At 69.8% G+C, this 12267-nt stretch carries 9 protein-coding genes; 4 read left to right on the top strand and 5 right to left on the bottom strand.

All coding sequences use genetic code 11. The annotated features are described in order from the left end of the window. Positions 1 to 108: 108 nt before the first annotated feature. From IEZ21_RS00615 to IEZ21_RS00600, 4 genes are all read left to right on the top strand, one after another. Positions 109 to 819: a TerB family tellurite resistance protein gene (locus IEZ21_RS00615; protein WP_189319933.1), complete on the top strand. Its 711-nt coding sequence runs from the start codon at positions 109 to 111 to the stop codon at positions 817 to 819. 184 nt (positions 820 to 1003) lie between these two features. After that, positions 1004 to 3091 (top strand): MMPL family transporter, encoded by a 2088-nt coding sequence (locus IEZ21_RS00610; RefSeq protein ID WP_189319932.1) that lies wholly within the window; start codon positions 1004 to 1006, stop codon positions 3089 to 3091. A 104-nt stretch (positions 3092 to 3195) separates the two neighbouring features. Next, positions 3196 to 4419 carry a sensor histidine kinase gene (locus IEZ21_RS00605; protein ID WP_189320346.1) on the top strand — a complete coding sequence of 408 codons (1224 nt, stop codon included), beginning with the start codon at positions 3196 to 3198 and terminating at the stop codon, positions 4417 to 4419. Next, positions 4419 to 5090, top strand: a complete 672-nt coding sequence (locus IEZ21_RS00600) for a response regulator (protein WP_189319931.1) — start codon at positions 4419 to 4421, stop codon at positions 5088 to 5090. Before IEZ21_RS00605 ends, IEZ21_RS00600 begins: the two co-directional genes overlap by 1 nt. Positions 5091 to 5382: 292 nt before the next feature. Here IEZ21_RS00600 and IEZ21_RS00595 read toward each other — a convergent pair whose 3' ends face one another. From IEZ21_RS00595 to IEZ21_RS00575, 5 genes are read right to left on the bottom strand one after another with little or no spacing between them, the layout of a single operon-like run. Beyond that, positions 5383 to 6318 carry a dihydrodipicolinate synthase family protein gene (locus IEZ21_RS00595; RefSeq protein WP_189319930.1) on the bottom strand — a complete coding sequence of 312 codons (936 nt, stop codon included), beginning with the start codon at positions 6316 to 6318 and terminating at the stop codon, positions 5383 to 5385. Between the two features lie 16 nt (positions 6319 to 6334). Continuing rightward, a complete protein-coding gene (locus IEZ21_RS00590) occupies positions 6335 to 7432 on the bottom strand; it encodes an oligopeptide/dipeptide ABC transporter ATP-binding protein (protein WP_189319929.1) in 1098 nt (365 codons plus the stop codon). A gap of 8 nt (positions 7433 to 7440) precedes the next feature. Beyond that, positions 7441 to 9474: a dipeptide/oligopeptide/nickel ABC transporter permease/ATP-binding protein gene (locus tag IEZ21_RS00585; RefSeq protein WP_189320345.1), complete on the bottom strand. Its 2034-nt coding sequence runs from the start codon at positions 9472 to 9474 to the stop codon at positions 7441 to 7443. Then, on the bottom strand, positions 9474 to 10436 hold the full coding sequence (locus IEZ21_RS00580; RefSeq protein WP_189319928.1) for an ABC transporter permease: 963 nt from the start codon (positions 10434 to 10436) through the stop codon (positions 9474 to 9476). The genes IEZ21_RS00585 and IEZ21_RS00580 overlap by 1 nt, the downstream gene beginning before the upstream one ends. A 24-nt stretch (positions 10437 to 10460) precedes the next feature. Then, positions 10461 to 12089 (bottom strand): ABC transporter substrate-binding protein, encoded by a 1629-nt coding sequence (locus IEZ21_RS00575; protein ID WP_189319927.1) that lies wholly within the window; start codon positions 12087 to 12089, stop codon positions 10461 to 10463. Positions 12090 to 12267 lie beyond the last annotated feature (178 nt).

The following is a 12267-nucleotide window of genomic DNA, read 5'->3' as shown; positions in this document are numbered from 1 at the left end:
CCGGCCATGTCGCACAGTGACCTCGTACGGGGTACTGACTCCGAGTCGACGATGTGGCTAACATCACGCCAGCGCGGCGATGGTGCCGCGAGGTCAGGGAGGTGCGACGTGCTGCCAGGATGGGGACGAAACGGCCGGTTTGTCCGCGCTCGCGCGCTCGGCGTTTCCCGCGTCCTGGGGACCCGTACCGCGTGGGCCGCCGTCGGCGACGGCGAGTTCTTCTGCCCCGGCTGCGGAGGCGACCGCAACTACCAGCGCCTCGCGGGCCGCCGCCGCTTCACCCTGCTCGGCATGCCGGTCCTGCCGCGCGGCGCCACCGGGCCCGTCGTGGAGTGCGCCGCCTGCCACGACCACTTCGGCGCGGACGTCCTCGACCACCCCACCACCACCCGCTTCTCCGCGATGCTGCGCGACGCCGTCCACACCGTCGCGCTCGCGATCCTGGCCGCGGGCGGCACCTGCTCCCGTACGTCCCTGGAGACGGCCGCCGACGCCGTACGCGCGGCCGGCTTCGAAGACTGCACCGAGGACCAGCTCGCCGCGCTCGTCGAAGCCCTCGCCGCCGACACCGGCCGCGTCCACGCCGGACCCTGCGGACCGGGCCTGGCCATAGAGCTCCACGAGGCACTGGACCCGCTGGCCCCGCACCTCGCCCCCACCGGCCGCGAGTCGATCCTCCTCCAGGGCGCTCGAATCGCCCTCGCCGACGGCCCGTACACCCCCGCCGAACGCGATGCCCTCGCGACGGTGGGCGCGGCGCTGACGATCTGCGCGGACGATGTGACGCGGCTGCTGGCTGCGGCGCGTACGCCGTCGTGACCTAAGCCAGATGGTGCGTACGCCGTCGTGACTGCCGCGTCCGCGGTACTCCCCGGGGAGTAATCCGCCCCCTGAGTCACCCCCGGCAGTACCCCCGAAGTCGCCCTGACGCGCGACGAATCACCCCCCTTCCGCCGGGAGTCTGGAGAACGACCCAGACACCCCGACCGGAGGGAGGCCCGTCATGGGGGCCGCAAGGACATCCGTATGGCGGCGACGTGCCGTGCCCTGGCTGGTGCTCGGGCTGTGGATCGCCGTGCTGGCGATCGCCTCGCCGTTCGCCTCGAAACTCGGCGACGTCCAGCGTGACCGTGCCGTCGACTATCTGCCGGCCAGTGCCGACTCCACCCAGGCCGCCAAGATCGAGGAGCGGCTGCCCGGTGGTGAGGCCACCGAAATGGTCGTCGTCTACCACCGCGACGGCGGACTGACCGCCGCCGACAAGGCCACCGCCGCCGGCCAGATCGACCGGATCGCCGACGCGCACACCCTGACCGGCGAACCGGCCGGAGTGCCGTCCCGGGACGGCACCACCCTGATCTACCCGGTGGCCAGCACCGAGCCCGGCATGGACGAGAAGGCCCGGGAGGAGCTGGTCATCGACGTACGGGACATCGCGCAGGGCGGCGACGGGCTGAGCGTCGACGTCGGCGGTCCGGAGGCGCTCGACACGGACGCCTCCGAGGTCTACGACTCGCTCGACGGACCGCTGCTCTACACCGCCCTCGCGGTCGTCGCGCTGCTGCTGATCCTCATCTACCGCAGCCCGTTCCTGTGGCTGCTGCCGCTCTTCGTCGCCGGTATGGCCGACTATCTGTCGATGGGCCTCGCCTACGGGCTCAACCAGTGGTTCGGGACGTCCGTGTCCGGCCAGAGTTCCGGCATCATGACGATCCTCGTGATCGGCGCGGGGACCGACTACGCGTTGCTGCTCGTCTCCCGGTACCGGGAGGAACTGCGGCGCATCGAGCGGCCGTACGACGCCATGGTCACCGCCCTGCGCGGCTGCGGGCCCGCCGTGCTCGCCTCCTCGGGCACCGTCGCCGCCGGACTGCTGTGCCTGCTCGCCGCCGACCTCAACTCCAGCCGGGGCATGGGCCCGCTCGGCACCCTCGGCGTGCTGTGCGCGCTGGTGGCCATGCTGACCCTGCTGCCCGCGCTGCTGGTGCTGCTGGGCCGGCGGGTGTTCTGGCCGCTGGTGCCGCGCTACGGCAGTACACCCAAGGTCCGCCGGTCGCTGTTCTCCGCGATGGGCAGCTCCGCCGGGCGACGCCCGCTGACCGTGCTCGCCGGTGGCGCCGTCCTGCTCGGGGCGCTCGCGCTGGGCACGCTGAACCTGCCCGGCACCATCAAGCAGGAGGACTCCTTCACCAGCAAGCCCGAAGCTGTGGCCGCCATGGAGACCCTGGCCAAGGCCTACCCCGAGCAGGGCACGCAGCCCATCAGCGTCATCGCGCCCACCGACCGCGCCGACGCCGCCCTGGCCGACATCCGCGACACGGGCGGCGTGGAGAGCGCCGAACGCGGTCGCAGCGGCGACGGCTGGACCGAGATCTCCGTACTCGCCGCCGCCCCGCCGCAGTCCCCGGGCGAGACCCGCACCATCGAGGATCTGCGCGACCGGCTCGACGGCTCCTACGTCGGCGGAGTGAGCGCCGAACAGATCGACCTGGAGGACACCAACGCCCGCGACCAGCTGATCGTCGTACCGCTCGTGCTGCTGTCGGTCCTGCTGATCCTCGTCGCCCTGCTGCGCAGCATCGTCGCGCCGCTGCTGCTGGTGGCCGCCGTGGTCGCGGTGTGGGGCGCGGCGCTCGGCATCGGCGGGCTGGTCTTCGGGCCGGTGTTCGGCTTCGAGGGCACCGACCCCGGACTCGGGCTGCTGTCCTTCGTGTTCCTCGTCGCCCTCGGCGTCGACTACGGCATCTTCCTGATGCACCGGATGCGGGAGGAGGCGCTGAAGGGCGCCGAGCCCGTGGCGGCCGCCCTGACCGCGCTGCGGACGACGGGCGGGGTCATCGCCTCGGCGGGACTGGTCCTCGCGGCCACCTTCGCGGTGCTCACCAACATGCCGCTCGTCCAACTCGTCGAGCTGGGTTTCGTCATCGCGGTGGGCGTCCTGCTCGACACCTTCCTCGTCCGCACCTACCTGGTCACCAGCGCGAGCGTCGCGCTGCGCCGCAAGGTGTGGTGGCCGGGCCGCCTGTCCCGCGAGCCCGAACCGCCAATGCCGCCGAAGGAACCCGAGCCGGTGACCGCCTCAGCCCACTGATCCGAACAGGCGCCCCTCCCTCCCGGAGGGGCGCCCTCCTCACGGAAGATGACCCTGTGCAGGCAACCACCACAACGGCACCGCCCCACCTCGGCGAGCGGGTCATGGCGGCGATCAACCGCGACCCCCGCACCGCCCCGCACGGCATGCGCAACGACGCGCTGCTGGCCGGGGCGCTCGCCGTCGTCGCGACGGCCCTCGCCCTGCTCGTCAACGACGGGCTGCGGCCCGACGCGCTCGGCTGGAGCCTGCTGCTCGCCGCGCATGTGCCGCTCGTGTGGCGGCGCCGCCACCCCGTGCCGGTGCTGCTCGTGGCGCTGGCCTGCGTCGCTCCGTACCACGCCCTCGACAACAACCACACCGCGCCCATTCCGGCGACCATGGTGGTGCTATACACGATCGCGGCGACCGGCACGGTGCGCCGTACGCTGCTCACCGGCACCACGGTCATCGGCGTGACGCTGATCATCAACGCCCTCACCAACCCCGACGGGGCGGTGGAGCTCCTGCGGATCTCCGGCTGGATCGTCGCGGTCCTCTTCTGCGGCATCGACGTCCGCTACTACCGCCAGTACGTCGCCGCCATCGTCGAACGCGCCGAACGCGCCGAACGCACCCGCGAGGAAGAGGCCCGCCGCCGCGTCGCCGAGGAGCGCCTCCGGATCGCCCGGGACCTGCACGACCTGCTCGCCCACAGCATCACGCTCATCGGCGTGCAGACGTCCGTCGCCGCCCACGTCCTGGCCGCCGACCCCGACCGCCTCGACCACGAGGCCGTCGCGAAGGCGCTCGACGACATCTCCGACACCTGCCGTACCGCCCGCGGCGAACTCCGCACCACCCTCGAGGTGCTGCGCGCCGCCGAGCACGGCGACGGCCGCGGACCGCTGCCCGGCCTCGACGGCATCGCCCACCTGGCGGAGACCGCCCGCACCGCCGGGGCACGGGTCGATCTGACCGTACGGGCCGACCACGCGCCGCCCGCCGTGGGCGCCGCCGCGTACCGCATCGTGCAGGAGGCGCTGACCAACTCGGTACGGCACGGGGGACCGGGGCTTTCGATCCAGGTGAACGTGTACGAGAAGGACGGCGCCCTGCACGTCTCGGTCACCGACGACGGCACCGGGCCGACCGCCGGGGGCACCCCCGGGTTCGGGCTCGTCGGGATGCGGGAGCGGGCCCGGAGTGTGGGCGGCACACTGGACGCCGGGCCGGGGGTCGGTGGGGGGTTCGAGGTGAGTGCGGTACTGCCTGAGCTGTCTGTACTGTCCGTGCCGCCCCCGTCACCTGAGTTGTCCGCGCCATCCGTGCATCGAGAAGAGGCCTGATGACCGTGATTCGTGTTCTGCTCGCTGACGATCAGACCCTTGTACGGTCCGCCTTCGCGATGCTCGTCAAGTCGGCCGGGGACATGGAGGTCGTCGCCGAGGCGGGCACCGGGCGTCAGGCCGTGGAGCTGGCCCGTTCGCAGCGGGCTGACCTCGTCGTGATGGACATCCGCATGCCCGACCTCGACGGCATCGAGGCGACCCGGCTCATCGCCGCCGACGAGGATCTCGCCGGGGTGAGGGTCCTCGTCCTGACGACGTACGACACCGACGAGCACATCGTCGAGGCGCTGCGGGCCGGCGCGTCCGGCTTCCTCGTGAAGGACACCAAGCCCGCTGAACTCCTCGACGCCATCCGTACGGTGGCCGCGGGCGAGTCGCTTCTGTCGCCCGGGCCGACCTCGCGGCTGATCGCCCGTTTCCTGCGGGCGCCGCATGCCGTGGCTCCCGCGACGGGTGGTCCCGAGGAGCTCTCCGAGCGGGAACGCCAGGTTCTGACCCTGGTCGCGCGCGGGCTCAACAACACCGAGATCGCTGAGGCGTTGGGGTTGAGTCCGCTCACGGCGAAGACTCATGTCAGCCGGATCATGGGGAAGTTGGGGGCGCGGGATCGGGCGCAGCTGGTGATGGTGGCGTATGAGTCGGGGCTGGTGGTGCCGGGCGAGGTGTGACGGGGGCGCCTGCGGCGGGCTTCTTTCCCCAGCCCCGCCCCTTCCCGAAACTGGGGGCTGCGCCCCCAGACCCCCGTATCGGCCTGAACGGCCTCGTCCTCAAACGCCGGACGGGCTGACTTGTCCCTGGCCTGCGCTGAATAGCTGAGCTGGGTAGCCGCAGGCTTTTCAGGGGCGCGGGGAACTGCGCGACCAGCCACGACCGGCCCGCAGTCGACACACAACCCCAAGGGGGGCCTGGGGGCGCAGCCCTCAGTTTCGGGAAGGGGCGGGGCTGGGGAAACAAAAACCCCTACAGCAACCCCGTCGCCGCCAAAAACTTGCCCACCCGCTCAACCTCCCCCGCCGACAAGGCAACCTGCGGTTCCGCCGTAACCGGACACGCAATAACCCCCCGCAGATACAGCGCGGCCTTGAACGCGCCGAGTCCCGACGAACTCCCTCCCATACGAGCCCGGTCGCCGACGTGGACCATCCCGAACAACGCACACAACCGCTCCTGCTCGGCCCGAGCCCGCTCCCAGTCCCCCTCCCGGCAGAGGCGGTGGAGACGGACGTACCCGTGCGGATCCACGTTCGCGAGCCCGGGCACGGCCCCATCCGCCCCCATGGCCAAAGCCGTATCGACCACAAGTTCCGACCCGGTCAGCACACTGAACCCGGACACAGCAGGATCCATACGCGCCCCCATCACAACGGCCCGAAACCCACCCTCGTCCCCGCTGGAATCCTTCACCCCGGCCAACACCCCGTCAGCGGCCAGCTCCAGCACCAACTCCGCACTCAGCTTGGTATGGACGGACACCGGAAGGTCGTACGCGAAGACCGGCACCGAAGACCGCGAAGCGATGAGGCGGTAGTGGCGGGAGATCTCCGCCGGATGCGTCCGCGTGTAGAACGGCGCCGTGACGACCACCGCATCGGCCCCCGCGTCCGTGACGTACCGGACATGATCGAGAACCCGAGGAGTCGTCATGTCGATGGCCCCCGCGAGAATGGGCAGCTGACCACCCACGTGGGCGACGACCGTTTCGACGACAAGACGCCGATGACGGTCGGTCAGGTACGCGGCTTCGGACGAGGAGCCGAGGACGAAGAGCCCGTGCACCCCGCCCTCCACCAGGTGATCGACAAGCCTGATGAGCGAGGGTACGTCCACCTCGCGGTCCGGTGTCAGGGGCGTGCAGACGGGTGGAACGACACCGGTCAGCGGGGCGGGAAGGGTCATCAAGGGCTCCCTGGTGCTATTGCTTCGACTTCTCTACGGGGATGTCGGCCATGGCGGTGGCTTCCGGAACCGCGTTGACGGCCTGGGCCACCAACTCACGAGTCGACTGCTCCTCCTCCACAGGATGATGGCAACGAAAGCGATGCCCGGGACTCGACGCGCCCGCGAAGCCGGGCATGGCCTCGGCGCACACGGAGTCGGCCTTCCAGCAGCGCGTACGGAAGGGGCAGCCGCTCGGCGGACGGGTCGCCGACGGGACGGGGCCCACCAGTGGAATCGGGTCGATGGGGTCCAGCAGGCCGGGGGTCGCGGAGAAGAGCGCGCGGGTGTACGGATGCCGGGCCCGGTCCGTCACCTCGTCGGCCGGGGACTCCTCGACGATCCGTCCCAGATACATCGTGATGACGCGGTCGCTCATCCGCCGCACGGTCTGGATGTCGTGCGAGACGAAGACGAGGGCCAGACCGAGGCGTTCCTTCAGGTCCAGGAGAAGGTTCAGGATCTGGGCGCGGACCGACACGTCCAGCGCGCTCGTCGGTTCGTCCGCCACCACCAGGTCAGGGTCGAGTGCCAACGCCCGTGCGATCGCGACGCGTTGGCGCTGGCCGCCGGAGAGCTGTCCGGGGAGCCCTTCGGCCAGTACGCGCGGCAGTCCGACGAGGGACATCAACTCCCGTACGCATTCATCCCGTTGCCGGACCGTGCCCCGCTTGTGCACATCGAGCGGGTCCCGCAGGATCTGCCGTACCGTCAGGCGGCGGTTCAGGGCGGTCGACGGGTCCTGGAAGATCATGCCGGTGTGGGCGCCGACCGTGGCACGCCGCTCGGCCGGCTTCATCGTCCACAGGTCGCGGCCGCGGAAGGACACCGTCCCGGATGTCGGCTTCTGTACGCCCACCAGGACCTTGGCGAGTGTCGACTTCCCGCAGCCGGACTCGCCGACGACGCCCACCGTCTCGCCGGGCGCGATGGCGAGGTCGGCGCCGGTGAGGGCGTACACGCGATCGCGCGAGAACAGGCCGCCGGTGCGCGCCTTGTGGACGACGTGGGTGTCGGAGAGGGTGATGACGGGGCCGGCTTCAGGGCCCTGCGTCGCCTCACCGTCCTGCTTCATGGCTCCGTTCAATTCACGGCCTCGCTCTCCGTCGTGCTTCCCGTCGGCTCGGTCGTCGCCCCAGCGCTCGTGGGCAGGGGGAGCGCCGGGTGGTGGCAGGCGACCTCGTGGTGGCGGTGCGGGCCGGCCAGTCGGGGCGCGGTCGTACGGCACACCTCGGTGGCCATCGGGCAGCGGTCGGCGAACCGGCAGCCCGCCGGGAAGTCGGCGGGGGAGGGGACGACGCCCTTGATCTGCGTCATCCGTTCGGCCGCCCCCTCCAGGGACAGGACGCTGCCCAGCAGCCCGCGCGTGTAGTGGTGGGAGGGCGACTCCACCAGGTCCGCCGTCACCCCAGACTCCACGATCTGGCCGCCGTACATCACCACGACCCGGTCGGTGACGTCCGCGATGAGCGCGAGGTCGTGCGAGACGAGGATCAGCGCGAAGTCCAGTTCCTCGCGCAGCCGTAGCAGCAGCTCGATGATCTGGGCCTGGACCGTGACGTCCAGGGCCGTGGTCGGCTCGTCGGCGACGATCAGCTTCGGCCGGCGGGAGAGGGCCATGGCGATGAGGACGCGCTGGCGCTGGCCGCCGGACAGTTCGTGCGGGTAGCTGCGCAGGGTGCGGTCGGGGTCGAGGCCGACGAGTTCCAGGAGTTCGGCGCCGGTGCGCTTGCCTCCGCGCCGTATCACCTGCCCCAGCTGGGCGCGGATCGTCATCGCCGGGTTCAGGGAGGACAGGGCGTCCTGGTAGATCATCGCCATGTCGTGGCCGAGGAGTTTGCGGCGTACGCGCATGGGCTCGCCGACCAACTGCCGCTGGTTGAAGCGGACATGGCCTCGTACCCGGGCGCCCTTCGGTTCCAGGCCCATCACCGCCAGCGCGGTCAGCGACTTGCCGCAGCCCGACTCGCCGACCAGGCCGAGCACTTCACCGGGCTGTACGTCGAAACTGATGCCGTCGACGATGTCCACACCTCCGTGGCGGGCATCGAAGCCGATGGCCAGGTTCTCGACGGCGAGCACCGGCTGCTCCTCACGCAGGGGCCGGGCCCGGCTGTGCAGCCGCTGGGCCGCCTCCGTAAGCCCCGGCAGTTCGAGGACCTTGCCGCTGCCCGGCTCGGGGGCCTCAAGGCGGTCCTTCTCCACGGACGTACGCGCCGCCTCGACGTCCCGCGCGGTGGGCGCGGCCCAGGCATCCGACACGCCCTCGGAGAGGATGTTCAGCGACAGTACGGTGATCAGCATCAGCAGTCCGGGGAACACGGTCGCCCACCAGCCGCCGGTCAGCACCATGTTCTTGCCGTCCGCGATGACACTGCCCCAGGACGGGTCCGGGGGCCGTACGCCCGCGCCGATGAACGACAGCGACGCCTCGAAGACGATGGCCTCGGCGACCTGCACGGTGCAGAACACCAGCACCGGGGCAGCACAGTTGATGGCGACGTGCTTCAGCACGATGTGCGTGGTACGCGCCCCGATGACGCGTTCCGCGGTCACGTAGTCCTCGCCGTACTGGTCCATCACATTGGCCCGTACGACCCGTGCGATGGGCGGCGTGTAGAGGAACGCGATCGCCCCGATGAGGACCGGGATGCTGCCGCCGAACACCGCGATGAGCACGGCCGCCAGCGCGATGCCCGGGAACGCCATGATGACGTCCAGGCAGCGCATCACCGTCTCGTCGACCGCCTTGCGCGAGGTCGCCGCGATCGCGCCGAGGACCGCGCCCACGACGAGCGCGAGCCCGGTCGCACCGAGACCGATCGCCAGGGACCAACGGGCCCCGTACATCAGCCTGCTGAGGATGTCGCGGCCCAGGCTGTCCTGGCCCATCCAGTGCTCGCCGGAGGGCGCGCCCTCGCCGTGACCGTTGTCGATCAGGGTGGCCTGGTCGAGCGGGTCGTGCGGGGCGATCAGCGGTGCGAGCAGGGCCGTCAGGACGACGATCCCGATCACGACGACCGCGACCCGCGACATCACGGGGAGGCGCCTGAATCCCCTCAGCCGGATGCCGGGCCGGGAGAGGGCCTCGGTCATCCGCTTTCGCGACAGCGGCATCATGCTTCGGCACCCCTCAGACGCGGGTTGACCAGCAGATAGAGGATGTCGATGACGAGGTTCACGATCACGAACCCGAAGGCGGTCGTCAGGACGACGCCCTGCACGACGGCCGGGTCACCGTTCTTCACGGCGTCGATCATCAGCTTTCCCATCCCGGGTAGCGAGAAGATCGTCTCGATGACGACCGCGCCGCCGAGCAGATAGCCGACCTGGAGTCCGAGCACGGTCATCGGGTTGATCAGCGCGTTGCGCAGTACGTTCCGGCCGACGACGACCACCGGTGGCAGGCCGCTGCCGACGGCGGTTCGTACGTAGTCCTTGTCCAGCTCCTCGACCACGGCGGTCCGTACGATCCGGGTGAGCTTCGCGGCGACCGGCAGCGACAGCGCGAACGCCGGCAGTGTCATCGTCTTCAGCCAGCCGCTGAACGAGTCGGCCGGATTGACGTATCCGCTGGTCGGGAACCAGCCCAGGTCCACCGCCAGGTACTGGATCATCAGCAGCGCCAGCCAGAAGCCGGGCGCCGCGACACCGGTCAGCGAGACGACCCGGATCAGCTGGTCGGGCAGCCGGTCCCGGTAGATCGCGGCCGTGACCCCGCCGAGCAGGGACAGCACCACCGCGATGCCGAGCCCCATGAACGTCAGCTGCATGGTGAGCGGCAGCGCGGTGGTGACCTGCTCGACGACCGGCGTCCTGGTCAGCGCGCTGACGCCCATGTCACCCCGGGCCAGATCCGCGACGAAGGCGACGTAACGCACCGGAAGCGGGTCGAGCAGCCCGTTGCGCTCCCGGAAGTCGTGCAGCTGCTCCTCGGTGGGGTTGGCGCCCTGGAAATACGCGGACGCCGGATCGCTGTCCGAGAACCGCATCACGAGGAACACGAACAGGACGATGCCGAGTACGAGCGGGACGAGCAGGGCAATACGGCGGGCCAGAATCCTGGCGATCGCGACCACGTACGGCTCTCCTTGCTATCGCGGCTACGCCCACTTGGCCTGGAGAAGGTTTATCCCCGGGTACGGCTGTGGCCGAATACCCGACAATTCCTCCGCGTTCCAGGCGGTCATCAGCTCGTTGTGGACGACCGGATAGATCACGGCGTTCTCCGCGACGATGTCGATGTATTCCTGCGTCATCTGCTTCTTCGTCTCGGCGTCGGATTCCCGCGTGGCCTCGTCCATGCGCTTGAAGAGGTCCTTGGCCACGGAGTTGTCCGTCCAACGGGCATACCGCATCCAGGTGTTCTCGGGCCCGTAGTTGTAATGCATGATCAGATCGGCGTCGAGGCCGAACTGGTTCGGATTCGAGGCGGCGGCGACGACCTGGAAATCCTGTTTCTGGTCGAGTTTGGTGAACAGCGCGGCGGTTTCCTGCGGCTGGAGGGTCGTCTTGACGCCGATGGCGTCCCAGGAGGCCTTGATGGTCGGCAGACAGTCCACGATCCAACTCACGTTCACCGCCATGAGGTTGACCGTCATCCCGCTGACTCCGGCCTCCCGCAGGAGTTCCCGGGCCTTGTCGGGGTCGTACGAGTAGACCGTCCTGGCCTTCCGGTAGCTCGGATTCCCCTCGTTGAGGAACGAGCTCGCCGGCTTCCCGTGACCGCGCAGCGCGGCCTGGATCATCTTCTCCGTGTCGATCGCGTAGTGCAGCGCCTGCCGCACCCGTACGTCGTCGAACGGCTTGTGAGCGGTGTTGAAGAGCAGGAACAGATGGTTCATCCCCGCCCCGCCCTCGACCTTCATGCCGCCCTTCTCCAGCTGGGAGATATTGGCGTACGGAATGTTGTCGGAGATCTGCGCGCCCGCGCTCGAACCGGAGATCTTGGCGACGCGCGGCGCGGCGTCCACGATCGACAGCCAGTTCATCTTCTTGAACGTGGCTTTTCGGGGCCCGTTGTAGTCGGCGAAGGCCTCGAACGACGTGTTGGACTTCGGATTGTGCGCGGTCTGCCGGTACGGCCCCGAACCGACCGCCTTCCCCGCCGTCGCCTCGTCCAGCGCACCCGCCTTGGAGAAGACGTGCTTCGGCATGATCTTCGCGAGCGTCATCCGCTGGACCCCGTCCGGGAACGGGAACTTGAGCACCAGCTCCACCGACTTCTCGTCGACCTTCCGTACCTCCTGCAGCCAGGAGCCGAAGAAGTTCTTGGCGAGCGTCGTCGTCTTGGGGTCCAGGACACGGTCGAAGGTGAAGATCACGTCGTCGGCGGTGACGGGCTGCCCGTCGTGCCACTTCGCGCCGTCCCGCAGCGTGAACCTCCAGGTGGTCGCCTGTAGGTCGGCCGGGATCTCGGTCGCGAGGGCCGCGTACGGCTCACGGCTGATCGGATCGGTGTCCAGCAGCCCCTCGTAGATGTGGTGGTTGGCGGCCATCGAGAACGCCGACGCTGTGATCAGCGGGTCCCAGCTCTGGTCGTTGCCGTAGCCGATCACCGCCGTGAGCGTCCGGTCGGCGCCCTCGCCTCCGCCGCCCGTCTCGTTCGTGGACTGAGGCCCCGACGAGCAGGCGGACAGCGTCGAGCTGATCGCGGCGGCCGCGCCCAGCGCGCCGGAGTACTTCAGGAACGACCGGCGGTGCAGCGCCGGTGCGTGGGTCGCGTCGCGCACGGTTCCTCCAGCAAGCAGTGGGAGATACGGCGGGAGATACGACGTCCTATGTCATGGGTGCAGCGTGACCATAAGAGGGGGTGTGGGGGCGGTCAAGGGATCGCGCACGAATGCCGTTTCTTCCAGAGGTGCGACCAATGCCGGTACGAAGGCACGGGAGTTGAGCCCCGTATCTGAC

The sequence above is a fragment of the Streptomyces flaveus genome, assembly GCF_014647675.1.
In the GTDB taxonomy this organism is placed as follows: domain Bacteria; phylum Actinomycetota; class Actinomycetes; order Streptomycetales; family Streptomycetaceae; genus Streptomyces; species Streptomyces flaveus.
This window is presented reverse-complemented; position numbering and strand designations above follow the sequence as displayed.

Bases quoted from the DNA above. Each gene is read 5' to 3' on its own strand.
- IEZ21_RS00610 (WP_189319932.1), top strand. From the start codon at position 1,004: ATGGGGGCCGCAAGGACATCCGTATGGCGGCGACGTGCCGTGCCCTGG.
- IEZ21_RS00605 (WP_189320346.1), top strand. From the start codon at position 3,196: ATGGCGGCGATCAACCGCGACCCCCGCACCGCCCCGCACGGCATGCGC.
- IEZ21_RS00600 (WP_189319931.1), top strand. From the start codon at position 4,419: ATGACCGTGATTCGTGTTCTGCTCGCTGACGATCAGACCCTTGTACGG.
- IEZ21_RS00595 (WP_189319930.1), bottom strand. From the start codon at position 6,318: ATGACCCTTCCCGCCCCGCTGACCGGTGTCGTTCCACCCGTCTGCACG.
- IEZ21_RS00590 (WP_189319929.1), bottom strand. From the start codon at position 7,432: ATGAAGCAGGACGGTGAGGCGACGCAGGGCCCTGAAGCCGGCCCCGTC.
- IEZ21_RS00585 (WP_189320345.1), bottom strand. From the start codon at position 9,474: ATGCCGCTGTCGCGAAAGCGGATGACCGAGGCCCTCTCCCGGCCCGGC.